This is a genomic window from Streptomyces sp. NPDC002602, from assembly GCF_042889445.1.
Taxonomy (GTDB): Bacteria; Actinomycetota; Actinomycetes; order Streptomycetales; family Streptomycetaceae; genus Streptomyces.
Map to the genome: position 1 here is coordinate 132,206 of NZ_JBIAQX010000005.1, position 25,168 is coordinate 157,373.

The 25,168-nt window shown below is 71.2% G+C and carries 24 protein-coding genes; 1 reads left to right on the top strand and 23 read right to left on the bottom strand.

The genetic code is table 11. The features are described from left to right. Positions 1 to 3: 3 nt before the first annotated feature. From ACFYW3_RS16725 to pyrR, 9 genes are all read right to left on the bottom strand, one after another. A complete protein-coding gene (locus ACFYW3_RS16725; protein WP_053676615.1) occupies positions 4 to 327 on the bottom strand; it encodes an integration host factor in 324 nt (107 codons plus the stop codon). A gap of 370 nt (positions 328 to 697) precedes the next feature. Beyond that, positions 698 to 1,543 carry an orotidine-5'-phosphate decarboxylase gene (pyrF, locus tag ACFYW3_RS16730; protein ID WP_389386642.1) on the bottom strand — a complete coding sequence of 282 codons (846 nt, stop codon included), beginning with the start codon at positions 1,541 to 1,543 and terminating at the stop codon, positions 698 to 700. Continuing rightward, on the bottom strand, positions 1,540 to 2,649 hold the full coding sequence (locus ACFYW3_RS16735; RefSeq protein ID WP_389386643.1) for a quinone-dependent dihydroorotate dehydrogenase: 1,110 nt from the start codon (positions 2,647 to 2,649) through the stop codon (positions 1,540 to 1,542). Before ACFYW3_RS16735 ends, pyrF begins: the two co-directional genes overlap by 4 nt. 78 nt (positions 2,650 to 2,727) lie before the next feature. Further along, positions 2,728 to 6,036 carry a carbamoyl-phosphate synthase large subunit gene (gene carB, locus ACFYW3_RS16740; RefSeq protein ID WP_389386644.1) on the bottom strand — a complete coding sequence of 1,103 codons (3,309 nt, stop codon included), beginning with the start codon at positions 6,034 to 6,036 and terminating at the stop codon, positions 2,728 to 2,730. Further along, entirely contained in the window at positions 6,029 to 7,204 is a 1,176-nt protein-coding gene (gene carA, locus ACFYW3_RS16745; RefSeq protein ID WP_389386645.1) for a glutamine-hydrolyzing carbamoyl-phosphate synthase small subunit, read from the bottom strand. Before carA ends, carB begins: the two co-directional genes overlap by 8 nt. Continuing rightward, the gene (locus tag ACFYW3_RS16750) at positions 7,201 to 7,782 is read right to left on the bottom strand and encodes a hypothetical protein (protein ID WP_351752340.1); all 582 of its coding nucleotides are present in this window, start codon (positions 7,780 to 7,782) and stop codon (positions 7,201 to 7,203) included. The genes carA and ACFYW3_RS16750 overlap by 4 nt, the downstream gene beginning before the upstream one ends. Further along, positions 7,779 to 9,065, bottom strand: coding sequence for a dihydroorotase (locus ACFYW3_RS16755; protein WP_389386646.1), 1,287 nt, complete (start codon positions 9,063 to 9,065; stop codon positions 7,779 to 7,781). The genes ACFYW3_RS16750 and ACFYW3_RS16755 overlap by 4 nt, the downstream gene beginning before the upstream one ends. Next, a complete protein-coding gene (locus ACFYW3_RS16760; protein ID WP_267797442.1) occupies positions 9,065 to 10,054 on the bottom strand; it encodes an aspartate carbamoyltransferase catalytic subunit in 990 nt (329 codons plus the stop codon). The genes ACFYW3_RS16755 and ACFYW3_RS16760 overlap by 1 nt, the downstream gene beginning before the upstream one ends. Before the next feature lie 107 nt (positions 10,055 to 10,161). Beyond that, a complete protein-coding gene (gene pyrR, locus ACFYW3_RS16765) occupies positions 10,162 to 10,758 on the bottom strand; it encodes a bifunctional pyr operon transcriptional regulator/uracil phosphoribosyltransferase PyrR (protein ID WP_351752336.1) in 597 nt (198 codons plus the stop codon). Positions 10,759 to 11,007: 249 nt separating this feature from the next. Between pyrR and bldD the strand changes: the two genes are divergently transcribed. Beyond that, positions 11,008 to 11,508, top strand: coding sequence for a transcriptional regulator BldD (bldD, locus tag ACFYW3_RS16770; protein ID WP_007263032.1), 501 nt, complete (start codon positions 11,008 to 11,010; stop codon positions 11,506 to 11,508). A gap of 178 nt (positions 11,509 to 11,686) precedes the next feature. Here bldD and nusB read toward each other — a convergent pair whose 3' ends face one another. The 14 genes from nusB to ACFYW3_RS16840 form a co-directional block, all read right to left on the bottom strand. After that, the gene (nusB, locus tag ACFYW3_RS16775; protein WP_053676624.1) at positions 11,687 to 12,121 is read right to left on the bottom strand and encodes a transcription antitermination factor NusB; all 435 of its coding nucleotides are present in this window, start codon (positions 12,119 to 12,121) and stop codon (positions 11,687 to 11,689) included. Between the two features lie 2 nt (positions 12,122 to 12,123). Beyond that, positions 12,124 to 12,690, bottom strand: coding sequence for an elongation factor P (gene efp / locus ACFYW3_RS16780; protein ID WP_351761912.1), 567 nt, complete (start codon positions 12,688 to 12,690; stop codon positions 12,124 to 12,126). 59 nt (positions 12,691 to 12,749) lie between these two features. Beyond that, the gene (locus ACFYW3_RS16785; RefSeq protein WP_351761915.1) at positions 12,750 to 13,856 is read right to left on the bottom strand and encodes an aminopeptidase P family protein; all 1,107 of its coding nucleotides are present in this window, start codon (positions 13,854 to 13,856) and stop codon (positions 12,750 to 12,752) included. A gap of 188 nt (positions 13,857 to 14,044) precedes the next feature. Beyond that, a complete protein-coding gene (locus ACFYW3_RS16790) occupies positions 14,045 to 14,794 on the bottom strand; it encodes an AAA family ATPase (RefSeq protein WP_351761918.1) in 750 nt (249 codons plus the stop codon). An 80-nt stretch (positions 14,795 to 14,874) separates the two neighbouring features. Beyond that, positions 14,875 to 15,315: a type II 3-dehydroquinate dehydratase gene (gene aroQ, locus ACFYW3_RS16795; RefSeq protein WP_053676627.1), complete on the bottom strand. Its 441-nt coding sequence runs from the start codon at positions 15,313 to 15,315 to the stop codon at positions 14,875 to 14,877. Next, on the bottom strand, positions 15,312 to 16,403 hold the full coding sequence (gene aroB / locus ACFYW3_RS16800; protein ID WP_351761921.1) for a 3-dehydroquinate synthase: 1,092 nt from the start codon (positions 16,401 to 16,403) through the stop codon (positions 15,312 to 15,314). Before aroB ends, aroQ begins: the two co-directional genes overlap by 4 nt. Continuing rightward, positions 16,400 to 16,918, bottom strand: a complete 519-nt coding sequence (locus ACFYW3_RS16805; RefSeq protein WP_351761924.1) for a shikimate kinase — start codon at positions 16,916 to 16,918, stop codon at positions 16,400 to 16,402. Before ACFYW3_RS16805 ends, aroB begins: the two co-directional genes overlap by 4 nt. Further along, positions 16,915 to 18,099: a chorismate synthase gene (gene aroC / locus ACFYW3_RS16810; RefSeq protein ID WP_351375262.1), complete on the bottom strand. Its 1,185-nt coding sequence runs from the start codon at positions 18,097 to 18,099 to the stop codon at positions 16,915 to 16,917. Before aroC ends, ACFYW3_RS16805 begins: the two co-directional genes overlap by 4 nt. Before the next feature lie 166 nt (positions 18,100 to 18,265). Then, complete coding sequence (locus ACFYW3_RS16815; RefSeq protein ID WP_351761926.1) at positions 18,266 to 19,099, bottom strand: shikimate dehydrogenase; 834 nt, start codon at positions 19,097 to 19,099, stop codon at positions 18,266 to 18,268. A 192-nt stretch (positions 19,100 to 19,291) separates the two neighbouring features. Continuing rightward, on the bottom strand, positions 19,292 to 21,070 hold the full coding sequence (mltG, locus tag ACFYW3_RS16820) for an endolytic transglycosylase MltG (RefSeq protein WP_389386647.1): 1,779 nt from the start codon (positions 21,068 to 21,070) through the stop codon (positions 19,292 to 19,294). A gap of 126 nt (positions 21,071 to 21,196) precedes the next feature. Beyond that, the gene (gene ruvX / locus ACFYW3_RS16825) at positions 21,197 to 21,667 is read right to left on the bottom strand and encodes a Holliday junction resolvase RuvX (protein WP_351375270.1); all 471 of its coding nucleotides are present in this window, start codon (positions 21,665 to 21,667) and stop codon (positions 21,197 to 21,199) included. Next, positions 21,664 to 24,351 carry an alanine--tRNA ligase gene (gene alaS / locus ACFYW3_RS16830; RefSeq protein WP_351761932.1) on the bottom strand — a complete coding sequence of 896 codons (2,688 nt, stop codon included), beginning with the start codon at positions 24,349 to 24,351 and terminating at the stop codon, positions 21,664 to 21,666. The genes ruvX and alaS overlap by 4 nt, the downstream gene beginning before the upstream one ends. Continuing rightward, positions 24,351 to 24,704: a DUF6167 family protein gene (locus tag ACFYW3_RS16835; protein ID WP_053676635.1), complete on the bottom strand. Its 354-nt coding sequence runs from the start codon at positions 24,702 to 24,704 to the stop codon at positions 24,351 to 24,353. Before ACFYW3_RS16835 ends, alaS begins: the two co-directional genes overlap by 1 nt. 8 nt (positions 24,705 to 24,712) lie before the next feature. Next, the gene (locus ACFYW3_RS16840) at positions 24,713 to 25,165 is read right to left on the bottom strand and encodes a DUF948 domain-containing protein (protein ID WP_351761936.1); all 453 of its coding nucleotides are present in this window, start codon (positions 25,163 to 25,165) and stop codon (positions 24,713 to 24,715) included. Positions 25,166 to 25,168: the final 3 nt, after the last annotated feature.

Consider the following 25,168-nt stretch of genomic DNA (forward strand, 5'->3'; position numbering starts at 1 on the left):
GCCTCAGGCGGGCTTGCCGCCGAACTCGCGCTCCAGAGAGGCGATCTGGTTGGAGCCGAGACCTCGAACACGTCGAGACTCGGAGATGCCGAGGCGCTCCATGATCTGCTTGGCGCGGACCTTGCCCACGCCCGGGAGGGACTCCAGAAGAGCGGAGACCTTCATCTTGCCGATGACGTCGTTCTCCTGGCCCAGCTTGATGACGTCATGGAGGGAGGCGCCGGAATGCTTGAGTCGATTCTTCACCTCGGCCCGCTCCCGGCGAGCCGCGGCGGCCTTTTCGAGCGCTGCTGCGCGCTGTTCAGGGGTAAGGGGCGGAAGAGCCACGCCTACGTCACCTCGGATGTCGAACTGTCGGATACGGACCGGCGGGATGCCGGAAGGCATCACACCAGGCGAGCCCCCGAACAGCGGTGGTGCTCGATCGCTGCTCGTTCACTCTGGTCGGAGACTAGCGGCCAAGGCCGCTCCCGTCAGCGAGAACGGACGAAAAGTCCTGGTCAGCCTTTGCTGAACCGTACATCACGGACAAAATACCTCGGTTTTGTCCGGTGAAGGACGTTCGAATTTCGTCAAGCAGTGCGACGTGTCCGGTCCGGGGCTCCCCGAACGGCCCCGTTCGGCCCTCCGGGACCACCCCCGGGCGGGGTCGACGTGATCCGCGTCACGTCGACCCCGCCCAGTGCCCCGCCGGGGTTCAGGCCGAGGCCACCGCGGTCCGGATCTCGTCCGCGAACCGGGCCGCCGACGCGCGCAGGGCAGCGGCGTCGGGACCGTGCTTGAGCACGCCGCGCGACACGTTCGGCACGACGTTGCGCACGGCCGCCCCGAACACGCCCGGGAGATCGGCCGCGGTCGCGCCCTGCGCGCCGATGCCCGGGGCCAGCAGCGGCCCGTTGATGTCCAGGTCGAAGGAGGACAGGTCCCCCAGGGTGGCGCCCACCACCGCGCCGAAGGAGCCCATGGGGGTGGCGCCCGCGTTCTCGGCCGCCAGGTGTCCCAGCATGGTCGCGCCGATCGTGCGACCGTCCTCGCGCACCGCGCGCTGGACCTCCGCGCCCTCCGGGTTCGAGGTCAGGGCCAGCACGAACAGGCCGGCGCCCGACGCGCGCGCCAGGTCCACCGCCGGGGCCAGCGAGCCGTAGCCCAGGTACGGGGAGACCGTCAGCGCGTCGGAGAACAGCGGCGAGGACGGCGAGAGGAAGGTCTGCGCGTACGCGGCCATCGTCGAACCGATGTCCCCGCGCTTGGCGTCCATGACGACCAGGGTGCCCGCCGCCCGGGCGTCCGCGACGGTCCGCTCCAGCACCGCGATGCCGCGCGACCCGAACCGCTCGAAGAAGGCGGCCTGCGGCTTGAAGACCGCGACCTCCTGCGCCAGCGCCTCGACGACCGTGCGGGAGAACCTCTCCAGTCCCGCGATGTCGTCGTCCAGGCCCCAGGAGGCCAGCAGGGCGGCGTGCGGGTCGATGCCGACGCACAGCGGGCCCCGGGAGTCCATCGCCGCGCGCAGGCGGGTGCCGAAGGGGGTCACAGAGGTCACAGCGAGGCCTTCCGGGTCTCGGCGCCCACCGCGTCGGCGAGCGAGTCGTACGGGCTGTCCGCGAGGCGGGCGGCCAGTCCGCGGTGAATGGCGCGGGCGTAGAGCGGACCCTCGTAGACGAAGGCGCTGTACCCCTGGATCAGCGTCGCGCCGGCCAGGATCCGCTGCCAGGCGTCCTCGGCGTTCTCGATGCCGCCGACGCCCACGAGGACCAGTCGGTCGCCCACGCGGGCGTACAGCCGCCTGAGGACCTCCAGGGAGCGCTCCTTGACGGGCGCGCCGGACAGGCCGCCGGTCTCCTTCACCAGGGCGGGGGCGGACTTCAGGCCCAGGCCCTCGCGCGCGATGGTCGTGTTGGTGGCGATGATGCCGTCGAGGCCGAGTTCCAGGGCCAGGTCGGCGACCGCGTCCACGTCCTCGTCGGCGAGGTCGGGGGCGATCTTGACCAGCAGCGGGACCCGGCGGTCGGTGACCACCCGGTCCGCGGCCTCCCGTACGGCCGTCAGCAGCGGGCGCAGGGACTCGGTGGCCTGGAGGTTGCGCAGGCCCGGGGTGTTCGGCGAGGAGACGTTGACGACGAGGTAGTCGGCGTGGCGGGCGAGCCGCTCGGTGGAGGCGACGTAGTCCGCCGCGGCCTCCGCCTCCGGCACGACCTTCGTCTTGCCGATGTTCACGCCGACCACGGTCTTGAAGACGGGGTTGCGGGCGGCCAGCCGGGCGGCGACGGCCTGCGAGCCCTCGTTGTTGAAGCCCATGCGGTTGATGAGGGCGCGGTCCGGAACCAGTCGGAAGAGCCTCTTCCTGGGGTTGCCGGGCTGGGCCTGCGCGGTGACCGTGCCGATCTCGACGTGGTCGAAGCCGAGCATCGCCATGCCGTCGATGGCGACCGCGTTCTTGTCGAAGCCGGCCGCGAGACCGAAGGGGCCGTGCATGCGCAGGCCCAGGGCCTCGGTGCGCAGCGCCTTGTGGCAGGGCGCCAGCCAGGCGGCGACGAAGGTCCGCAGCACGGGGGTGCGGGCAGCGAGACGGATCCAGCGGAAGGCCAGGTAGTGCGCCTGCTCGGGGTCCATGCGCTTGAAGACGAGGTTGAAGAACAGTTTGTACATCGTCCGAAATATCCCTTGTGCGCTCATGAAAGGGGGGACACCGGTCGCTGTGCCGGTGCCCCCCTTTCGTACGGGCTGCTAGTCGCGGGCCGCGATCAGGTGTTCCGCGTGCTCCTGGAGCGAGCGCACGCCGACGTCGCCGCGGTTGAGCGCGTCGATCCCCTGGACGGCGGCGGCGAGCGCCTGGACCGTCGTCAGGCACGGGACGCCGCGCGCCACGGCCGCCGTACGGATCTCGTAGCCGTCGAGGCGGCCACCCGTGCCGTACGGGGTGTTGACGATCAGGTCGACCTGGCCGTCGTGGATGAGCTGGACGACGGTCTTCTCGCCGTCGGGGCCCTCGCCCTCGCTGAGCTTGCGCACGATGGTGGCGTTGATGCCGTTGCGGCGCAGCACCTCCGCCGTTCCCGAGGTCGCCATCAGCTCGAAGCCGTGGGCGACGAGCTCGCGCGCCGGGAAGATCATCGAGCGCTTGTCGCGGTTGGCGACGGAGATGAAGGCGCGGCCCTTGGTGGGCAGCGGGCCGTAGGCGCCGGCCTGCGACTTGGCGTACGCCGTGCCGAAGACGGAGTCGATGCCCATGACCTCGCCCGTGGAGCGCATCTCCGGGCCGAGGACCGTGTCGACGCCGCGGCCCTGGATGTCGCGGAAGCGCGACCAGGGCATCACGGCCTCCTTGACGGAGATCGGCGCGTCGAGGGGCAGGGTGCCGCCGTCCCCGGTCTTGGGCAGCATGCCCTCCTCGCGCAGCTCGGCGATGGTGGTGCCGAGCGAGATGCGGGCGGCGGCCTTGGCCAGCGGGACCGCGGTCGCCTTCGAGGTGAAGGGCACGGTACGGGAGGCGCGCGGGTTGGCCTCCAGGACGTAGAGGATGTCACCCGCCATCGCGAACTGGATGTTGATCAGGCCGCGGACGCCGACGCCCTTGGCGATGGCCTCGGTGGAGGTGCGCAGGCGCTTGATGTCGTGCCCGCCGAGGGTGATCGGGGGCAGGGCGCAGGCCGAGTCGCCGGAGTGGATGCCGGCTTCCTCGATGTGCTCCATGACGCCGCCGAGGTAGAGCTCGTGGCCGTCGTAGAGCGCGTCGACGTCGATCTCGATCGCGTCGTCGAGGAAGCGGTCGACCAGCACGGGGCGGGTCGGGGAGATCTCGGTCGACTCCGCGATGTACGACTCCAGGCGGGTCTCGTCGTAGACGATCTCCATGCCGCGGCCGCCGAGCACGTAGGACGGGCGGACCAGGACCGGGTAGCCGATCTCGTCGGCGATCGCCTTGGCACCCGCGAAGGTGGTGGCGGTGCCGTGCTTGGGGGCGGGCAGCCCGGCCTCCGCGAGGACCTGGCCGAAGGCGCCGCGGTCCTCGGCGGCGTGGATGGCCTCCGGCGGGGTGCCGACGACGGGGACGCCGTTGTCCTTGAGGGCCTGGGCGAGACCGAGGGGGGTCTGGCCGCCGAGCTGGACGACGACACCGGCGATGGGGCCGGCGAGGGACTCGGCGTGGACGATCTCCAGCACGTCTTCCAGCGTCAGCGGCTCGAAGTACAGGCGGTCGGAGGTGTCGTAGTCCGTCGAGACGGTCTCGGGGTTGCAGTTGACCATCACGGTCTCGTAGCCGGCGTCGCTGAGCGCGAAGGAGGCGTGGACGCAGGAGTAGTCGAACTCGATGCCCTGGCCGATGCGGTTCGGGCCGGAGCCCAGGATGATCACCGCGGGCTTGGTGCGGGGCGCGACCTCGGACTCCTCGTCGTACGAGGAGTAGAAGTACGGGGTCTTGGCCGCGAACTCGGCGGCGCAGGTGTCGACCGTCTTGTAGACCGGGCGGACACCGAGGGCGTGGCGGACCTCGCGGACGACGTCCTCGCGCAGGCCCCGGATCTCGGCGATCTGGTGGTCGGAGAAGCCGTGCCGCTTGGCGTCGGCCAGCAGCTCGGGCCGGAGCTTGTCGGCGGCCGCCAGGTCGTCGGCGATCTCCTTGATCAGGAAGAGCTGGTCGACGAACCAGGGGTCGATCCTCGTGGACTCGAAGACCTCCTCCTGGGTGGCGCCGGCGCGGATCGCCTGCATGACGGTGTTGATGCGGCCGTCGGTCGGGCGGACCGCGGTGGCCAGCAGCTCTTCCTTGTCGCCGACCGGGCCGACGAAGGTGAACTGCGAGCCCTTCTTCTCCAGGGAGCGCAGGGCCTTCTGCAGGGCCTCGGTGAAGTTGCGGCCGATGGCCATGGCCTCGCCCACCGACTTCATGGTGGTGGTGAGGGTGGCGTCGGCGAGCGGGAACTTCTCGAAGGCGAAGCGCGGGGCCTTGACGACGACGTAGTCGAGGGACGGCTCGAAGGAGGCCGGCGTCTTCTCGGTGATGTCGTTGGGGACCTCGTCGAGGGTGTAGCCGATGGCCAGCTTGGCGGCGATCTTGGCGATCGGGAAGCCGGTGGCCTTCGACGCGAGCGCCGAGGAGCGAGAGACGCGCGGGTTCATCTCGATGACGATGACGCGGCCGTCGACCGGGTCGATCGCGAACTGGATGTTGCAGCCGCCGGTGTCGACACCGACCTCGCGGATGATCGCGATGCCGATGTCGCGCAGCCGCTGGTACTCGCGGTCGGTCAGCGTCATCGCGGGGGCGACGGTGATCGAGTCGCCGGTGTGGACGCCCATCGGGTCGAAGTTCTCGATGGAGCAGACGACGACCACGTTGTCCTTGGTGTCGCGCATCAGCTCCAGCTCGTACTCCTTCCAGCCGAGGATGGACTCCTCCAGGAGCACCTCGGTGGTCGGGGAGAGCGTGAGGCCCTGGCCGGCGATGCGGCGCAGTTCGTCCTCGTCGTGGGCGAAGCCGGAGCCGGCGCCGCCCATGGTGAAGGAGGGGCGCACGACGACGGGGTAGCCGCCGAGGGTGTCGACGCCGGCGATGACGTCGTCCATCGTGTGGCAGATGACCGAGCGGGCGGACTCGCCGTAACCGATCTTGGCCTTGACGGCCTCGACGACGCCCTTGAAGAGCTCGCGGTCCTCGCCCTTGTTGATGGCCTCGACGTTGGCGCCGATCAGCTCGACGCCGTACTTCTCCAGCACACCCTGCTCGTGCATGGAGATCGCGGTGTTGAGCGCGGTCTGGCCGCCGAGGGTGGGCAGCAGCGCGTCGGGGCGCTCCTTCGCGATGATCTTCTCGACGAACTCGGGGGTGATCGGCTCGACGTATGTGGCGTCGGCGATCTCCGGGTCGGTCATGATCGTCGCGGGGTTGGAGTTGACCAGGATGACCCGCAGGCCCTCGGCCTTGAGGATGCGGCAGGCCTGGGTCCCGGAGTAGTCGAACTCGGCGGCCTGTCCGATGACGATCGGGCCGGAGCCGATGACCAGGACGGACTGGATGTCGGTGCGCTTAGGCACGCTCGGCCTCCATCAGGGATACGAAGCGGTCGAAGAGGTACGCGGCGTCGTGCGGGCCGGCGGCCGCCTCGGGGTGGTACTGGACGGAGAAGGCCGGCTGGTCGAGCAGCTGGAGGCCTTCGACGACCTGGTCGTTCAGGCAGACGTGGGAGACCTCGGCGCGCCCGTAGGCGGTGTCCGAGACCCTGTCGAGGGGCGCGTCGACGGCGAAGCCGTGGTTGTGCGCGGTGATCTCGACCTTGCCGGTGGTGCGGTCCTGCACCGGCTGGTTGATGCCGCGGTGGCCGTACTTCAGCTTGTAGGTGCCGAAGCCGAGCGCGCGGCCCAGGATCTGGTTGCCGAAGCAGATGCCGAAGAGCGGCGTCTTGCGGGCGAGTACGCCCTGCATGACGGCGACGGGGCCGTCGGCGGTGGCCGGGTCGCCCGGGCCGTTGGAGAAGAACACGCCGTCGGGGCTGACCGCGTACACGTCCTCGACGGTGGCGGTGGCGGGCAGCACGTGGACCTCGATGCCGCGCTCGGCCATCCGGTGCGGGGTCATGCCCTTGATGCCGAGGTCCACGGCGGCGACGGTGAACTTCGCGGTTCCGATCGGGACGGCTTCGCCGTCGGGGCCGATCGCGGGGACGACGTACGCCTCCTTGGTGGCGACCTCGGCGGAGAGGTTCGCGCCCTTCATCTGCGGGGCGGCCTGCACCTTGGCCAGCAGCGCCTCGTCGCGGACGCCCTCCCAGGCCTCGCCGGAGAAGATGCCGACGCGCATGGCGCCGCGCTCGCGCAGGTGGCGGGTCAGGGCGCGGGTGTCGATGCCGGAGATCCCGACGACGCCCTGCTTGACCAGCTCCTCGTCCAGCGAGCGCCGCGAGCGCCAGTTGGAGGGGACGCGGGCGGGGTCGCGCACGACGTAGCCGGCGACCCAGATGCGGGAGGACTCGGGGTCCTCGTCGTTCACGCCGGTGTTGCCGACGTGCGGGGCGGTCATCACGACGACCTGTCGGTGGTACGACGGGTCGGTGAGGGTCTCCTGGTAGCCGGTCATGCCGGTGGAGAACACGGCCTCGCCGAAGGTCTCCCCCACAGCGCCGTAGGCGCGGCCGCGGAAGATCCGACCGTCCTCCAGGACGAGTACGGCGGGAGCTTTGGCTGCTCCCCTGGTGGAGGTCGTCATCGTTCGGCGCCTTCCGTCGTGATGGATGAGTTCATGTGGTTGATCGCCTCGACCCAGGCGGCGTGCTCGGCCGCGCGGTCGGAGCGGAATCCGGAGTCGATCAGCTTGTCGCCGTGCGCCCAGGTGACGACGAGCAGACCGCCCTCGGTGAGCACCTTGCCCGCGATTCCCTTGTCGAGGCGGGCGCCGCGCAGCCGCGCGGCCGGTACGAAGAAGTCGGTGGCACCCGGTCGGACCACGTCGAGGCCCGCGTCGGTGAGCGTGAGCTCCACCCGGCTGCGGACGCCCAGGCCGTGGGCGACGATCCGGTCGAGCCACTGCCCGGCGGTGGTCGACCCGTGGTACCGGCCGGTCAGTGCCAGCCGGTGCTCGGGGAGACCGCTCGGAGCGGCGGGGAGTTCCGGCAGATCGCTCTGCAGGGCGCCGCGCCATTTCCAGCCCTGCCGCATCAGCCAGTACACGAACGCGATGAAGACGAGCAGACCGACGACCCACGCGATGCGTGCGCCCAGGTCCGTCACCTCCGCCGACTGTCGTTCGGCGGCCTCGGCGGCCAGTTGGATTACTGCAGGTGTCACGCCAGCGTCCCGTCCACGACCGTTGCCCGGCCCCGCAGGAATGTGTGAGTGACGCGCCCCGGCAGCTCGCGGCCCTCGTAGGGCGTGTTGCGGCTGCGGGAGGCGAAGTGTGCGGGGTCCACGACACCACGGTACGAGGTATCGACCAAGGTCAGGTTCGCGGGTTCACCTGCCGAGACGGGCCGGCCGTGGTTTTCCAGGCCTCCGATGCGCGCCGGGGCGAAGGACATCCGCTGGGCGACGCCCGCCCAGTCGAGCAGCCCGGTCTCCACCATCGTCTGCTGGACGACGGAGAGCGCGGTCTCCAGGCCGACCATGCCCATGGCGGCGGCGGCCCACTCGCAGTCCTTGTCCTCGTGCGGGTGCGGGGCGTGGTCGGTGGCGACGATGTCGATCGTGCCGTCGGCGAGCGCCTCGCGCAGGGCCAGCACGTCGCGCTCGGTGCGCAGCGGCGGGTTGACCTTGTAGACCGCGTTGTACGAGCGGACGAGCTCGTCGGTGAGGAGCAGGTGGTGCGGGGTGACCTCGGCGGTGACGTCGATGCCGCGGGACTTGGCCCAGCGGACGATCTCGACCGAGCCGGCGGTGGAGAGGTGGCAGATGTGCACGCGGGAGCCGACGTGCTCGGCGAGGAGGACGTCGCGGGCGATGATCGACTCCTCGGCGACGGCGGGCCAGCCGCCGAGACCGAGCTCGGCGGAGACGACGCCCTCGTTCATCTGGGCGCCCTCGGTCAGGCGGGGCTCCTGGGCGTGCTGGGCGACGACGCCGCCGAAGGCCTTCACGTACTCCAGGGCGCGGCGCATGATCACGGCGTCGTCCACGCACTTGCCGTCGTCGGAGAAGACGGTGACGCGGGCGGCGGAGTCGTGCATCGCGCCGAGCTCGGCGAGCTGCTTGCCCTCCAGGCCGACCGTGACGGCGCCGATGGGCTGCACGTCGCAGTAGCCGGACTCCTTGCCGAGCCGCCAGACCTGCTCGACGACGCCGGCGGTGTCGGCGACCGGGAAGGTGTTCGCCATGGCGAAGACGGCGGTGTAGCCGCCGCTCGCGGCGGCGCGGGTGCCGGTCAGGACGGTCTCGGAGTCCTCGCGGCCGGGCTCGCGCAGGTGGGTGTGCAGGTCGACGAGGCCGGGGAGGAGGATCTGGCCCTCGGCCTCGATGACGGTCGCGCCCTCGGCGTCCAGGCCCGTGCCCACGGCGGCGATGGTCTCGCCGTCGATCAGGACGTCCTGCGCCTCGCCACCGAGTACCTTCGCGCCACGGATCAGGATCTTGCTCATTACTTGCTCTCCTCGGTGCGGGCTGCGGCGGGGGTGGTGACGGCGGGCTCGGAACCACCGAGCAGCAGGTACAGGACGGCCATTCGGGTGGACACGCCGTTGGCGACCTGCTCGACGGCCGTGCAGCGGTCGGAGTCCGCGACCTCGGCCGTGATCTCCATGCCGCGGTTCATCGGGCCGGGGTGCATCACGATGGCGTGCTCGGGCATCTTCGCCATGCGGTCGCCGTTGAGCCCGTACCGGCGGGAGTACTCGCGCTCGGTCGGGAAGAAGGCGGCGTTCATGCGTTCGCGCTGCACACGCAGCATCATGACCGCGTCGGACTTCGGCAGCACCTCGTCGAGGCTGTACGAGACCTCGCAGGGCCAGCTCTCGACGCCGATCGGGACGAGGGTGGGCGGGGCCACCACGGTGACCTCGGCGCCCAGCGTGTGGAGCAACTGGACGTTGGAGCGGGCCACGCGGCTGTGCAGCACGTCGCCGACGATGGTGATCCGGCGGCCGTTCAGGTCCTTGCCGAGTCCGGCGTCGCGGCCGACGAGTCGGCGGCGCATGGTGAAGGCGTCCAGCAGGGCCTGGGTGGGGTGCTCGTGGGTGCCGTCGCCGGCGTTGACCACGGCGGAGTCGATCCAGCCGGAGGTCGCGAGCCGGTAGGGGGCGCCGGAGGCGTGGTGGCGGATGACGACAGCGTCCGCGCCCATGGCCTCCAGGGTCAGGGCGGTGTCCTTCAGGGATTCGCCCTTGGAAACCGAGGACCCCTTGGCGGAGAAGTTGATGACGTCGGCGGACAGCCGTTTGGCGGCCGCCTCGAACGAGATCCGGGTGCGCGTCGAGTCCTCGAAGAAGAGGTTGACGACGGTCAGGCCGCGCAGGGTGGGCAGCTTCTTGATCGGCCGGTCCGCGACGCGGGCCATCTCCTCGGCGGTGTCGAGGATCAGGACGGCGTCGTCGCGCGTGAGATCGGCGGCCGAGATGAGGTGGCGCTTCATCCGGGTGCTCCGTAGGTCAGGAGGGCAGGCAGGTGGACTGGCTGACTGGCGTGCGGGCAGGGCGTACCGAGGCACGGACCCCGTGGCGGGTCCCGCGCCGGTGGGGGCTACTGCTGCCCTGCTGCCGGGGCGGTCCGCTGGCCGAGCAGCACGGCGTCACGGCCGTCCTCCTCCTGGAGCTGGACCTTGACGGTCTCCCGCAGCGACGTGGGGAGGTTCTTGCCGACGTAGTCGGCGCGGATCGGCAGTTCGCGGTGGCCCCGGTCGACGAGGACGGCGAGCTGCACGGCGCGCGGACGGCCGATGGCGCCGAGTGCGTCGAGGGCGGCGCGGATGGTGCGGCCGGAGAAGAGCACGTCGTCGACGAGGACCACGAGGCGGCCGTCGATGTCGTCGCCGGGGATCTCGGTGCGGCCGATGGCCCGGGCGGGCTTCAGGCGCAGGTCGTCCCGGTACATGGTGATGTCGAGGGAGCCGACCGGGATCTTGGTGCCGGTGATCTCTTCGAGCTTGGCGGCCAGCCGGCGGGCGAGGTACACACCGCGGGTGGGGATGCCGAGGAGCACCACGTCGTCGGCGCCCTTGGCGCGTTCGACGATCTCGTGGGCGATACGGGTCAGGACCCGTGCGATGTCCTGCGCGTCCAGTACGGGGCGCATGTCATCGGGGCTGTGACGGGTGTCCGTGCTGTGCTGGGTGTCCATGAAAAGGACCTCCTTCTCCGCCTCACGGGACGGACCTTAAAGGACGTCTGATCTACGCGTTCCACGGTACCAGGGCGATTCCGCGCGCCTCGCACCGGGCCCGGGCGGGGGCCCTCCCGAGGGGGCGACGAAGACCATTCGGCTTGACGCATCCAAGTAACGCTGCGTAACCTCACAGTGAGTTACCAGCCGCGCGGCGGAGCCGCACGTTGTCCATGTCGTCACAGCGTCACAGCGTCCGGGAGCGTTATGTCCAGCGAATACGCCAAACAGCTCGGGGCCAAGCTCCGTGCCATCCGCACCCAGCAGGGCCTTTCCCTCCATGGTGTCGAGGAGAAGTCCCAGGGCCGGTGGAAGGCCGTGGTGGTCGGTTCCTATGAGCGCGGGGACCGCGCCGTGACCGTCCAGCGCCTCGCCGAGCTGGCGGACTTCTACGGGGTGCCGGTGCAGGAGCTGCTGCCCGGAACGACTCCCGGCGGGGCCGCCGAGCCGCCGCCGAAGCTCCGTCTGGACCTGGAGCGCCTCGCGGGTGTGCCCGCCGAGAAGGCCGGTCCGTTGCAGCGCTACGCGGCGACGATCCAGAGCCAGCGCGGCGACTACAACGGCAAGGTGCTGTCGATCCGCCAGGACGACCTGCGCACCCTCGCCGTCATCTACGACCAGTCCCCCTCGGTCCTGACCGAACAGCTGATCAGCTGGGGCGTGCTGGACGCGGACGCGCGTCGCGCGGTGGCCCACGAGGACATCTAGTCCCGGGGCCCAGGCCCAGCAGAAACGTACCGGCGGCCGCCGGGGTCCCGCACAGGGTCCCCGGCGGCCGCCGTTTGCGTGTGCTCGCGCCTCCCCCGGCTCGGGGGACCCGCGAGGACACACGGAAGGGCCCGCAGCGGTGCGCTGCGGGCCCTTCCGTGTGTGCGTGGCCTGTGCGTCAGCTCTCGCTGCGGCGCAGGTTCGGCTTCAGGTCCTTGAACCGGCTCAGCAGTCCGTTCACGAACGAGGGCGACTCGTCCGTCGAGAACTCCTTGGCGAGCTGGACGGCTTCGTCGATCGCCACGGCGTCCGGGGTGTCGTCCACCCAGATCAGCTCGTAGGCGCCGAGCCGCACGATGTTCCGGTCCGCGACCGGCATGCGGTCGAGGTCCCAGTCCACGGCGTAGGTGGCGATCAAGTCGTCGATGCGGTCCACCTTGTCGGCGTAACCCTCGACAAGATCCATCGTGTAGGCGTTGACCGGCGACTGGCGGTCGTCCGACCGCGCGTGGCGGATCCAGTCCGCGAGGACCTCGCGCACGGGCACCCCGCGCTGATCGGCCTCGAAGAGGATCTGGAAAGCGCGCTTTCGCGCGTTGCTCCGGGCAGCCACGGTTAGCTGTTCACCCGGCCGAGGTAGTCGCTCGTGCGGGTGTCGACCTTGATCTTCTCACCGGTGCTGACGAAGAGCGGGACCGCGATCTCGTGACCGGTCTCCAGCGTCGCCGGCTTGGTGCCACCGGTGGAGCGGTCGCCCTGGACGCCCGGGTCGGTGTGCTGGATGACCAGCTCGACGGCGGCGGGGAGCTCGACGTAGAGAACCTCGCCCTCGTGGCGGGCCACGGAGGCGGTGAAGCCCTCGATCAGGAAGTTGGCGGCGTCGCCGACGACCTTGCGGTCGACCATCAGCTGGTCGTAGGTCTCCATGTCCATGAAGACGAAGTACTCGCCGTCCATGTACGAGAACTGCATGTCGCGGCGGTCGATGGTGGCCGTCTCGACCTTGGTGCCGGCGTTGAACGTCTTGTCGACGACCTTGCCGGAAAGCACGTGCTTGAGCTTGGTGCGCACGAAGGCCGGGCCCTTGCCGGGCTTGACGTGCTGGAACTCGACGACGGACCAGAGCTGGCCCCCGTCGAGCTTCAGCACCATGCCGTTCTTGAGGTCGTTCGTGGAAGCCACGGTTGCGGAATCTCCTGCACTGGAAGACCACGGAGGCGCGCACGGTCCGGTTGGGCGGACTACAGCGCGAGCAGCTCCTTGGTCGTAATGGTGAGTAGCTCGGGACCGCCGTCCGCCTCGGGGCGCACGACGAGCGTGTCATCGATCCGGACACCTCCCCGGCCCGGGAGGTGAACCCCCGGTTCGACGGTGACCGGCACGCAAGCGTCCAGTTTACCCATTGCCGTAGGTGCAAGCTGCGGGTCCTCGTCGATTTCGAGACCGACACCGTGTCCGGTGGACGGCGCGAGGGCCTCGCCGTGGCCGGCCGAGCCCAGTACGGAGCGCGCCGCGCGGTCGACGTCGCGGTAGGCGGCGCCCGGCAGGAGGGCCTCCCGGCCGGCCCGCTGGGCCGCGAAGACCAGATCGTAGAGCTCGATCTGCCAGTCGGCCGGGGTGGTGCCGATCACGAACGTGCGGCCGATCTCGCAGCGGTATCCACGGTAGTTGGCACCCAGGCAGACGGAGAGGAAGTCGCCCTCCTCCACCCGGCGGTCCGACGGTCGGTGCCGGGAGCGGCCGGAGTGCGGGCCGGTGCCGACCGAGGTGGGGAAGGCCGGGCCGTCGGCGCCGTGGTCCACCAGGCGGCGTTCCAGTTCCAGGGCGAGGTGGCGTTCGGTCCGTCCGACCAGGATGGACTCCAGGAGCTCGCCGAGCGCCTGGTCGGCGATCTCGGCGGCGATCCGCAGACAGGCGATCTCCTCCTCGTCCTTGACGAGGCGCTGCTGTTCGACGGATGTCCCGAGGTCGGCGAGGCGCAGTCCGGGCGCCACCGAGCGCAGGGCCCGGTGGCGGCCGACGGTGAGGTGGTGCTCCTCGACGGCGAGCGAGTCGGCCCGCGCGGAGGCGGCCATGTCGGCGGCGGCCACGGCCGGGTCCCCGCCGGGGGCGGAGAGCACGTTCAGCCGGAGTTGGGCGTCCAGGCGGCCCTCGTCGGCCTCCCCGGTGGGCGAGGTGCCGCAGAACAGCACGTCCTCGACGGGTCCGACCAGCAGGACGGCGCCGCGCGGGGACGCCCCGGCGAGGTAGCGGACATTGGCCGGACGCGTGATCAACGCGGCGGCGTTGCCCGCGGCGGCACAGCGGTCGCGAAGCCGGCCTCTGCGGGCCGCGTAGGCGTCTGACATGTCTTCGAGCCTACGAGCGCCCCGCCCATCCGGCCTGGCGAGCGGGTCCGTACGGGCCCGCCACCCCGGGTGGGCGGCCCGGGTCCAGGCCGGCGCGGCCCCCGGGTCCAGGCCTGCGCGGCCCCGGTTCCCCGGTCCAGGCCTGCGCGGCCCCCATTTCCCGGTTCAGGCCTGCGCGCGGCCCCTGGTCAGGCCTGCGGGGCCCCGATGACGCGGGCCAGGGTCTCGTCGAGTGCGCGGGCGGTGCCCTCGACGTCCAGGTGCGAGTTGTCGATGATCGACAGCCCGGACCCGTACCAGCCCGCCATCCGCCCGTGGATGCGCGCGACTTCCTCGTCGGAGAGCCGCCGGTTGCCGGAGCGGGCCGCGTTGCGCTCCAGGACGATCTCCAGTCCGGGCAGCAGGACGACCGGCAGCAGGGCCGGGCCGACGTGCCGTTTCCAGCCGCCCAGGCCCACCACGGGCCGGTCCGGGAAGACGGCGTCGTCGAGGATGCAGGAGATCCCGTTCGCCAGGTAGTTGCGTGCGGCGAACCCGCAGGTGCGGCGGGCGAGCCGGTACTGGGCCTCGGAGTGCTCGTTCCAGCCCGCCTGCGGGTCGGCGAAGCCCGAGCACACCCATTCCCGGACGTCGTCCAGGCTGATGTGCGCGGTGGGCACGGGCCGGGTGGCCGCCCAGTGCCGGGCGACGGTGGTCTTCCCCGCGCCCGCCGGGCCGATCAGCAGGACGGCGAGGGTGGCGCCGCCGGTGCCGGGGGCCACGGCCGGCGGCAGCGGGATGTGTCCCGTCGTCTCCGGGACCACCTGGTGGGGCGGGACCGGCGGGGGTGGCGGCACGGACCCCGGCCAGCCCTGCCCGGGGGGTATGGGCGGCTGCGAGGGCGTCGCCGGGTGTTGTCCCGACCCGCCCCAGGCGCCGCCTCCCACTCCTTGCTGCATCCGCTGCCACTCCGTCTCGTTCCGGCGACTGATGCGAGAACGTTATATGACCCCGGACCGCCGGCGTCCCACCCCTGCCGTCAGGCGGTCACTTCGTCCGCCAGCGCGCGCAACGCCAGGCGGTACGAACCGATGCCGAAGCCCGCCACGGTGCCGGTCGCCACCGCGGCGATCACGGAGGTGTGCCGGAACTCCTCGCGGGCGTACGGGTTCGAGATGTGCACCTCGATCAGCGGCGCGGTGCGCTGCGCCGCCGCGTCCCGCATGGCGTACGAGTAGTGCGTGAAGGCGCCCGGGTTGATGACGACCGGGATCCGGCCGTCCGCCGCCTCGTGCAGCCAGCGCACCAGCTCGCCCTCGTCGTTGGTCTCGCGGACCTCGACGTCGAAGCCGAGTTCCGCGCCGACCGCGCGGCAGCTCTCGACGAGCCCGGTGTAGGAGGTGGCCCCGTACACGTCGGGCTCGCGCGACCCGAGCCGGCCCAGGTTCGGGCCGTTCAGGACGAACACCCGCCGGCTCACGCCCCGACCTCGCCGTACGCCGCGAACAGCACCGCGGGGTCCGGTCCTTCCAGGACGGTCGGCTTGGCCAGCCCGTCGAGGACGATGAAGCGCAGCAGGTCGCCGCGGGACTTCTTGTCGACCTTCATGGTCTCCAGCAGCTTGGGCCACTGGTCTCCGCGGTAGGTCAGCGGCAGGCCGACGGAGGCGAGGACCGCCTTGTGCCGGTCGGCCGTCGCGTCGTCCAGCCGGCCCGCGAGCCGGCCGAGCTCGGCGGCGAAGACCATGCCGACGGACACGGCCGCGCCGTGGCGCCACTTGTAGCGCTCGTTCTTCTCGATGGCGTGCGCGAGGGTGTGGCCGTAGTTGAGGATCTCCCGCAGCCCGGCCTCCTTGAGGTCGCTGGAGACCACGTCCGCCTTGACCTGGATCGAGCGCGTGATCAGCTCGGCGGTGTGCGGGCCGGCGGGCGTGCGGGCCGCCTGCGGGTCCGCCTCGATCAGGTCGAGGATCACCGGATCGGAGATGAAACCGGCCTTGATGATCTCGGCGAGACCGCTGACGTAGTCGTTGACCGGCAGCGAGTCCAGCGCCGCGAGGTCGCAGAGCACGCCGGCGGGCGGGTGGAAGGCGCCGACGAGGTTCTTGCCCTCGGCGGTGTTGATGCCGGTCTTGCCGCCGACGGCCGCGTCCACCATGGCGAGCACGGTGGTGGGTACGGCGATCCAGCGCACGCCGCGCAGCCAGGAGGCGGCCACGAAGCCGGCGAGGTCGGTGGTGGCACCGCCGCCCACGCCGACGATCACGTCGGTGCGGGTGAAGCCGGACTGGCCCAGCGCCTTCCAGCAGTACGCGGCGACCTCGATCGTCTTGGCCTCCTCGGCGTTCGGCACCTGGATGGCGACCGCCTCGTAGCCCTGCGCCGCGAGGTCGTCCCGCAGCGCCTCACCGGTCGAGGCGAGCGCCTCGGGGTGGATCACCGCGATCCGCTTGGCCTTCGTGCCGATCAGGGAGCCGAGCTCGCCGAGCAGCTGCCGGCCGACCAACACGTCGTACGCGTCGTGTCCGGCGCTCGCGCCGACCTGGATGCGCGTCACCTGGTCTGTCATACGTCCTTCAACTCCAGAGCGTCGAGGACCGCCTGCGCGACCTCTTCGGGGGTGCGGTCGTCGGTGGCCACGACGACGCGGGCGACTTCGGTGTACAGGTGGCGCCTGGCCTCCATCAGCTCGCGCCACTGGCGGCGCGGGTTGACGGCGAGCAGCGGGCGCGCGGCGCCCAGGCCGACGCGCCGGACGGCCTCCTCGACGTCCATCGACAGGTAGGCGACGGGCAGGCCGGCCAGCAGGGCGCGGGTGCCCTCGTCGAGGACGGCGCCGCCGCCGAGGGAGAGGACCCCGGTGTGCTCGGCGACGGCGGCAGCGACGGCCTGCCGTTCCAGCTCGCGGAAGTACGGCTCGCCCTCGTCGACGAAGAGGTCGGAGATCTCCCGGCCGGTGGCCGCGACGATGTCGGCGTCGGTGTCCCGGTAAGGGACGCCGAGGCCCGCGGCGAGGAGTTCCCCCACCGTGGACTTGCCGGACCCCATGGGTCCGACGAGGACGACCAGTGGCCCGGCGGTCACCGGATCTGCAGGTTGTCGAGGTACGAGCGGACGTTGCGGCGGGTCTCGGGGACCGAGTCGCCGCCGAACTTCTCGACGACGGCGTCGGCCAGCACGAGCGCGACCATCGCCTCGGCGACGATGCCTGCGGCCGGGACGGCGCACACGTCGGAGCGCTGGTGGTGGGCCACCGTCGCCTCCCCGGTGGCCACGTCCACGGTGGCGAGCGCGCGCGGCACGGTCGCGATGGGCTTCATCGCGGCGCGTACGCGCAGCAGCTCACCGGTGGTCAGACCGCCCTCGGTGCCGCCGGAGCGGCCCGACGTGCGGCGCAGGCCCTCGTCGGTGGTCACGATCTCGTCGTGGGCCTGGGAGCCGGGCACGCGGGCCAGCTCGAAGCCGTCGCCGACCTCGACGCCCTTGATGGCCTGGATGCCCATGAGCGCGGCGGCGAGGCGGGCGTCGAGGCGGCGGTCCCAGTGGACGTGCGAGCCGAGGCCGACGGGCACCCCGTACGCGAGGACCTCGACGACGCCGCCGAGGGTGTCGCCGTCCTTGTGGGCCTGGTCGATCTCGGCGACCATCGCCTTCGACGCGTCGGCGTCGAGGCAGCGCACCGGGTCGGCGTCGAGCTTGTCGACGTCCGCGGGGGTCGGGTAGACGCCGTACGGGGCCTTGGCCGCCGCCAGTTCCACCACGTGCGAGACGATCTCGATGCCCGCGACCTCCTTGATGAAGGACCGGGCGATGGCGCCGAGGGCCACCCGGGCGGCCGTCTCACGGGCGCTGGCGCGCTCCAGGATCGGGCGGGCCTCGGAGAAGCCGTACTTCTGCATGCCCGCCAGGTCGGCGTGGCCGGGGCGCGGGCGGGTCAGCGGCGCGTTGCGGCCGGTCTCCTTGAGCAGCGACGGGTCGACGGGGTCGGCCGACATGACGGTCTCCCACTTGGGCCACTCCGTGTTGCCGATCATGACGGCGACCGGGGAACCCTGGGACAGTCCGTGGCGGACGCCGCCGAGGAAGGTGATCTCGTCCTGCTCGAACTTCATCCGGGCACCGCGGCCATAGCCGAGCCGGCGCCGGGCCAGGTGGTCGGCCACCAGCTCGGTGGTGACCGGGACGCCGGCGGGGAGGCCCTCCAGCGTCGCCACCAGGGCCGGTCCGTGCGACTCTCCTGCGGTCAGCCAACGCAACCTGCTCAACGATGCTCCTCATGCTCGCGCCTGGCACAGCGACGGCGCGATCGGGTGCGCGGCCCGGACCCGCCTCACCCGATCCTCCCATGTCCGCGGGGGTATCCCGGTGCCAGGTCCAGGTATCGGACGGGGGATCCGTCAGGTCCCCGCCCTTCGAGGGGGTGTCACGCCCTCACGGGCGGGCCCGGAGCGCCCCTTCGCCCGCCGCGCGCATGGCGGCCAACGGTCCGGGGGCGCGGCCGGTCATCCGCTCGACCTGGAGGACGGCCTGGTGGACCAGGAGGTCCAGCCCGCCGAGGAGCGTGCCGCCGCGCTCGGTCCAGGCCGCCGCGAGCGCGGTGGGCCACGGGTCGTACAGGACGTCGAACAGGGTCCCCGCGCCGGCGGGCACCTCCCGGGCCAGCGCGTCGGTGGCGCCCGCCGGGGTGGTGGCGATCACCAGCGGCGCGGCGAGCGCCTCGGCCGCCCGCGACCAATCGGCCGTGCGGACGTCGACGCCGAGCCGTTCGCCCCACTGCCGCATCTCGTCGGCGCGCTCGCGCGAGCGCACGTACGCGGTGACCTCGCCGGTGCAGACGCGGGAGAGCGCCGCCAGCGCCGAGGAGGCGGTGGCGCCGGCGCCGAGGACGGCGGCGGCGGGCACCTTCTCGACGCCGCGTTCGTGCAGGGCGGCGACGATGCCGGGGATGTCGGTGTTGTCGCCGAGGCGCCGGCCGTCCGGGGTGAGGAGGACCGTGTTGACGGCCTCCACCGACGCGGCGGTGTCGCTGATCCCGTCGAGCAGCGGGATGATCGCCCGCTTCAGCGGCATGGTGAGGGAGAGCCCGGCCCACTCGGGTCCGAGGTCGGCGAGGAACCGGGCGAGCGTGGCCTCGTCGATCTCGAAGCGGTCGTACGTCCAGTCGAGGAGGCCCAGTTCCCGGTACGCGGCGCGGTGCAGGACCGGGGAGAGGGAGTGCTCGATGGGCGACCCCAGCACCGCGGCCCGCCGTCCTGTCGGCTGCATTTCCCTCGCCCCTCACCCAGATCCCGTCCGCGCGCGGGCACGCACGCGGGCGACCGGGCCGGTGCCCGGGCGCGAGAGACAGTACAGCAGCCGGTGCGGCGAAGCGGACACCCGGCCCTCGTCGTCCGGGGACGACGGGGACCGGGTGCGGACGCGTCTGGAACGGCCGGACTGCCGGCTGGAACGGCCGGACTACTGGCCCGACTTCTTGCGCTCCCTCTCGTACTCCTGGACGTTGACGTTGTGCTCGTCGTTGGTGACGGCGAACAGCGTCTTGTTCTCGTTGACGGACACGAAGTAGTACCAGGGGCCGGGTTCCGGTTTCGTCGCCGCCTTGAGCGCGTCCGCGCCCGGGTTGCTGATGGGACCCGCGGGCAGGCCCACGATCTTGTACGTGTTGTAGGGGTCGGCGATCTGGCGCAGTTCCTTGACCGAACCGACGTCGAGCGTGCTCTGGCCCTTGATGTAGTTGATCGTGGAGTCGAAGTCGAGCAGGCCGTTCGTCTCGGTGTTGCCCGGCTTGAGGCGGTTGTAGACCACGCGCGAGATCTTGTCGAAGTCGTGCTGGTACTTGCCCTCGGCCTGGACGAGGCTCGCGACGGTGACGAGTTCGAGGGGGTTCTTCAGGCCCATCTTCGTGGCCTGGCCCTTGACGTCGGCGTTCGCGTACTCCTGGCTCGCCTTGGCGACCATCTGCTTGAGCAGGGCCTCCGGCTTCATGTCCTTGCCCAGGTCGTAGCGGGCCGGGTAGAGGAAGCCTTCCAGCGGGTCCTTGATGTCCTTGTTGGAGTTGGCCCAGTCCGGCAGGCCGAGGTTCTTGGACTCCTTGGTCGCCACGTCCTTCGTGGTGCCGGGCTTGAGGGAGAGCTTCTTGTCGATCAGGGTGTAGATCTCGAAGTTGCGCTTGCCCTCGGGGATCGTGAGCACGTTCAGGGCCGAGGGGTCGAGCATGATCTCGACCGCGGACCTGGCCGACATCTCCTTCTTGAGGGAGTAGACGCCCGGCTGGATGGACTTGCCCTTGGGGTTGGCCTCGGCGGCGGCGGCGAAGGCCTCCGCGCTGGCCACGACGCCCGCCTTCTTGAGGAGCTGGCCCATGAGCATCAGGCCCGCGTTCTTGGGGATCTCGACGTCGACCGTCTCGTCGTTGCCCGCGCCGGCGAAGTCCGCGGCCGAGCTGAACCTGTCCTTGAGGTAGGTGTAGCCGTAGTAGCCGCCTCCGCCGACGACGCCCACGATCACGAGGGCGGCGATCAGGCACGCGGCGCCGCTGCGTTTCGTCGTGTCCTTCGAACGGCCCGATCTGCGCCCGCCGCCCGACCCGTCGGGGTCGCCGCCGGCGACGTCCTCCTCCTCGCGCTCCTCCGTCAGGAGGTCGCCGTCCTGTGCCTCGGCCCCGGGCTCGGGCTCCAGGTGCCGCCGGCCCGGGGGCCGCGGCGGCGGATAGGCGTCGGGGGTGCTGTACGGGTCGGGGGCCTCGCCGGGGTAGGCGCCCGCGTTCTGCTGGGTGTACGGGTCCACGCCGGCGTACGGGTCCACCGGCGCGGGCCCGGGCACGTACTGGCCCTGGCCGGTGTCCCAGACCTGGTCTCCGTACGGCTGCTGCTGTTGCTGCTGGGGTTGCTGCTGTCCGCCCTGCTGCTGCGGGGCGGGTTGCTGCCGGGGGTACCCCTGCTGCGGGTACTGCCGCTGGTCCGGGTACTGCTGCGGGTCCGGGTACTGCGGGTCCTGGTACTGCGCCTGGGGGTACTGCTGCTGCGCGTACTGCTGCTGGTACTGCGGATCCGCGTACGAGGGCGGGCCGGTCTGGGGGTCCGGATGCTGCGGCGGCTGCTGGTACTGCTCCTGAGCGCCGGTGTCGTAAGGCGTCTGACCCTGTTGGACCGGATGTCCGGTCCACCCCTGGTCCCCGTACAGGGGGTCCTCGGGGTGCCACGGTTCGGGGGTGCGGCCCCGGCCATACTCAGTCATCGATCCCCTAGAGCCGCGAGACGGAGGCAGCGGCTTCGTTGCCGCGGCACCCGGTTCCGCCTCTGAAGTGGTGGGCGACGGCTGTTCGAATGCCGCCACATCGCGCGGAACGTTACCGTATCGCGATCAGACAACCACTTCGACGCACTCACCGGGCGGATTACCCGATACCCGTTCGGTCTCAAGAGCGGTTTGCAGGATCACGACGGCGGCCGCCTGGTCGATGACCGAGCGCCCCTTCTTCGCGTTCTTCCCGGACGCCCGCAGCCCCTGGGCCGCGGTGACCGTGGTCATCCGCTCGTCCACGAGACGGACCGTCACCGGCTTGATGCCCTTGGCCAGTTCGTTCGCGAACGCGCGCACCTTGACCGCGGCCGGCCCCTCCCGCCCGCTGAGCGAGCGGGGAAGGCCGACCACGACTTCGAGGGGCTCGTACTCCGCGACGAGCTGCCGCAGCCGCCGGTGGGCGAAGGGGATGTCCCGTCCCGGCACGGTTTCCACCGGTGTGGCCAGCACCCCGTCGGGGTCGCACGAGGCGACCCCGATCCGGGCGTCACCGACGTCGATGGCCAGCCGGCGGCCGCGGCGCAGTGTCATCGGGCGGTCTCGCCCACGAGCCGCTCGACGGCCGCGACGGCGTCGCCGATGGCGGCCGGGTTCTGACCGCCGCCCTGGGCGACGTCGGGCTTGCCGCCGCCGCCACCACCGAGGGTCTTGGCGGCGGTGCGCACCAGGTCACCGGCCTTGAGGCCGCGTTCGCGGGCGGCCTCGTTGGTGGCGATGACCGTCAGCGGGCGGCCGCCCGCCACGGTGAACAGGGCCACGACGGCCGGGCGGTCGCCCTGCCCCGGCGCCTGGGCGAGTCGGCCGCGCACGTCGAGGACGAGCTTGCGCAGGTCGTCGGCGCCGGTGCCGTCCGGCACCTGACCGGTGACGAGCGCGACGCCCCGTACGTCCTGGGCGCCGGCGGCGAGACCGGCGGCGGCCTGGAGGACCTTCTCCGCGCGGAACTTCTCGATCTCCTTCTCGGCGTCCTTCAGCTTGCCGAGCATGGAGGCGATCTTCTCCGGCAGTTCCTCCGGACGGCCCTTGACCAGCTCCTGGAGCTGGGCGACGACCGTGTGCTCCTTGGCGAGGAAGTTGTACGCGTCCACGCCCACCAGGGCCTCGACGCGGCGCACGCCGGAACCGATGGAGGACTCGCCGAGCAGCTTCACCAGGCCCAGTTGGGCGGTGTTGCCGACGTGCGTGCCGCCGCACAGCTCCTTGGAGAAGTCGCCGATGGTCACGACGCGCACCCGCTCGCCGTACTTCTCGCCGAACTCGGCGATGGCGCCCTGCTTCTTGGCCTCGTCGATGCTCATGATCTCGGCGGTGACGTCCAGCTCGCGCGAGAGCACGTCGTTGATCTTCTGTTCGACGTCGGTGAGGACCGTGCCGGGGACGGCGTTCGGGGAGCCGAAGTCGAAGCGGAAGCGGCCGGGTGAGTTCTCGGAACCGGCCTGGGCGGCCGTCGGGCCGAGGGCGTCGCGCAGCGCCTGGTGCGTCAGGTGCGTGGCCGAGTGGGCGCGGGCGATGGCCCGGCGGCGGTTGACGTCGATGGCGGCGTACGCCGAGGCGCCCACCGTCACCTCGCCGACCTGGACGGTGCCCTTGTGCACGGAGACGCCCGGGACGGGCTGCTGCACGTCGCGGACGACGACGACGGCGCCGGAGTCGAGCTTGATCCGGCCCTGGTCGGCGAGCTGGCCGCCGCCCTCGGCGTAGAAGGGGGTGCGGTCCAGGACGATCTCGACCTCGTCGCCCTCGGAGGCGGCGGGCGCGGAGACGCCGTTGACCAGCAGGCCGACGATGGTGGACTCGCCCTGGTTGGTGGCGTAGCCGGTGAACTCGGTGGCTCCGGCGCCGTCGGCGATCTCCCGGTAGGCGGACATGTCCGCGTGGCCGGTCTTCTTGGCCTTGGCGTCGGCCTTGGCGCGGTCGCGCTGTTCCTGCATCAGGCGGCGGAAGCCGGGCTCGTCCACGGAGAGGCCCTGTTCGGCGGCCATCTCCAGGGTGAGGTCGATCGGGAAGCCCCAGGTGTCGTGGAGCAGGAACGCCTTGTCGCCGGAGAGGACGGTGCCGCCGGTGGCCTTGGTCTCGCTCACGGCGGTGTCGAGGATGTTCGTGCCGCCCTTGACGGCCTTGAGGAAGGCGGCTTCCTCGGCGAGGGCGACGGTCTCGATGCGCTTGCGGTCGGTGACCAGCTCCGGGTACTGCTGCCCCATCGTGTCGATCACGACGTCCACGAGCTCCTGGACGACGGGACCGGTGGCGCCCATGAGGCGCATGTTGCGGATGGCGCGGCGCATGATGCGGCGCAGCACGTAGCCGCGGCCCTCGTTGCCGGGGGTCACCCCGTCACCGATGAGCATCACCGAGGTGCGGATGTGGTCGGCGACGACGCGCATGGAGACGTCGGTGCCGTGGGCGGCCCCGTACTGGACGCCGGTGAGCTCGGTGGCCTTGTCCATGACCACGCGCAGGGTGTCGGTCTCGTACATGTTCTGCACGCCCTGCAGGATCATGGCGAGACGTTCGAGGCCGAGGCCGGTGTCGATGTTCTTCGACGGCAGGTCGCCGAGGATCGGGAAGTCTTCCTTCCCGTCGCCGGCGCCGCGCTCGAACTGCATGAAGACCAGGTTCCAGATCTCCACGTAGCGCTCGTCGTTGACGGCGGGGCCGCCCTCGACGCCGAACTCCGGGCCGCGGTCGTAGTTGATCTCCGAGCAGGGACCACAGGGTCCGGGGACGCCCATGGACCAGAAGTTGTCCTTCTTGCCCAGGCGCTGGATGCGCTCGGCGGGGACGCCGACCACGTCGCGCCAGATCGTCTCGGCCTCGTCGTCGTCGAGGTAGACGGTGATCCAGAGCTTCTCGGGTTCGAGGCCGTAGCCGCCGTCCGCCACGGAGCTGGTGAGCAGCTCCCAGGCGTACTTGATGGCGCCTTCCTTGAAGTAGTCCCCGAAGGAGAAGTTGCCGCACATCTGGAAGAACGTGCCGTGGCGGGTGGTCTTGCCGACCTCTTCGATGTCCGGGGTGCGGACGCACTTCTGCACGCTCGTGGCCCGCGGGGCCGGGGGCTTGGTCTCACCGAGGAAGTACGGCTTGAACGGGACCATGCCCGCGTTGACCAGCAGCAGAGTCGGGTCGTCCGCGATGAGCGACGCCGAAGGGACAACGGTGTGACCGCGCTCCTCGAAGAAGCTCAGCCAGCGGCGGCGGATTTCAGCCGACTCCATCAGTGGTCCTCATTCCGGTTGTACCCGGCCGCCGAGTGGTTCGTGCGGTGGGTGGTCTGGTCGTTCTCCAGGGCCCGCAGCCGTCGCGGCCCGGGGAGGGCGGTGACGTTGTCGGGCCTGTCGGGGTCCTGGTGGAGCCCCAGTGCGTCGTTCAGCTCGTCCTCGCGCTGCGTCATTCCCGCTTTGACGTCGAGGGCGAAGTCCTTGAGGCGGTGTCCCGCCTCCACCGCCTTGTCGGCGGCCTGCGCGGCGAGGCTCTCCGGTGTCAGCTTCTTCAGCTGTCGGTTGACCTTGGTGGTGGCCCACACGCCGGCGGCGGCGCCGGCGGTGAACCAGAAGGCTCGGCGGAACATCGGAGGTCTCAGCCCTTCTGCTTCCGGCGCCGGGGCGTCGGCACCGTACGGCCGACGATCACGGTACGTCGGGATGTCTTCCTCGGCGCGCCGTCCGTGTCCTTGCCCAGCGCCTTGCGGACCCCGTAGCCGAAGGCCGCGACCTTGACCAGGGGGCCGCCGAAGGTGGAGGCAACGGTGGAGGACAGCGCGGAGGCGTTGGAGGTGACTTCCTGGACGTCGCTCGCGATCGCGTCGACCCGGTCGAGCTGGGTGCGCGCGGAGCGGACGGTCGTGGAGGCGTCGGCCAACAGCGGGACCGCCTGTTCGGTCACGTCGGCCACCATCTTGGTGGTCGCCTTCAGGACCTGGGCCAGCCTCACCAACACCACGGCGAGGAAGGAGACCAGAATGGCCCAGAAGACGGCCACGAGGATCCCGGCCACCTCTCCACCGGACACTTCGCACCACTCTCTGCACATCGA

Coding starts and splice junctions, on each gene's coding strand:
- ACFYW3_RS16735 (WP_389386643.1), bottom strand. CDS start 2,649: ATGTACAAACTGTTCTTCAACCTCGTCTTCAAGCGCATGGACCCCGAG.
- carA (WP_389386645.1), bottom strand. CDS start 7,204: ATGACGACCTCCACCAGGGGAGCAGCCAAAGCTCCCGCCGTACTCGTC.
- ACFYW3_RS16755 (WP_389386646.1), bottom strand. CDS start 9,065: ATGAGCAAGATCCTGATCCGTGGCGCGAAGGTACTCGGTGGCGAGGCG.
- ACFYW3_RS16760 (WP_267797442.1), bottom strand. CDS start 10,054: ATGAAGCGCCACCTCATCTCGGCCGCCGATCTCACGCGCGACGACGCC.
- pyrR (WP_351752336.1), bottom strand. CDS start 10,758: ATGGACACCCAGCACAGCACGGACACCCGTCACAGCCCCGATGACATG.
- bldD (WP_007263032.1), top strand. CDS start 11,008: ATGTCCAGCGAATACGCCAAACAGCTCGGGGCCAAGCTCCGTGCCATC.
- ACFYW3_RS16785 (WP_351761915.1), bottom strand. CDS start 13,856: ATGTCAGACGCCTACGCGGCCCGCAGAGGCCGGCTTCGCGACCGCTGT.
- ACFYW3_RS16790 (WP_351761918.1), bottom strand. CDS start 14,794: ATGCAGCAAGGAGTGGGAGGCGGCGCCTGGGGCGGGTCGGGACAACAC.
- aroB (WP_351761921.1), bottom strand. CDS start 16,403: ATGACAGACCAGGTGACGCGCATCCAGGTCGGCGCGAGCGCCGGACAC.
- ACFYW3_RS16815 (WP_351761926.1), bottom strand. CDS start 19,099: ATGCAGCCGACAGGACGGCGGGCCGCGGTGCTGGGGTCGCCCATCGAG.
- mltG (WP_389386647.1), bottom strand. CDS start 21,070: ATGACTGAGTATGGCCGGGGCCGCACCCCCGAACCGTGGCACCCCGAG.
- ruvX (WP_351375270.1), bottom strand. CDS start 21,667: ATGACACTGCGCCGCGGCCGCCGGCTGGCCATCGACGTCGGTGACGCC.
- alaS (WP_351761932.1), bottom strand. CDS start 24,351: ATGGAGTCGGCTGAAATCCGCCGCCGCTGGCTGAGCTTCTTCGAGGAG.
- ACFYW3_RS16835 (WP_053676635.1), bottom strand. CDS start 24,704: ATGTTCCGCCGAGCCTTCTGGTTCACCGCCGGCGCCGCCGCCGGCGTG.
- ACFYW3_RS16840 (WP_351761936.1), bottom strand. CDS start 25,165: ATGTGCAGAGAGTGGTGCGAAGTGTCCGGTGGAGAGGTGGCCGGGATC.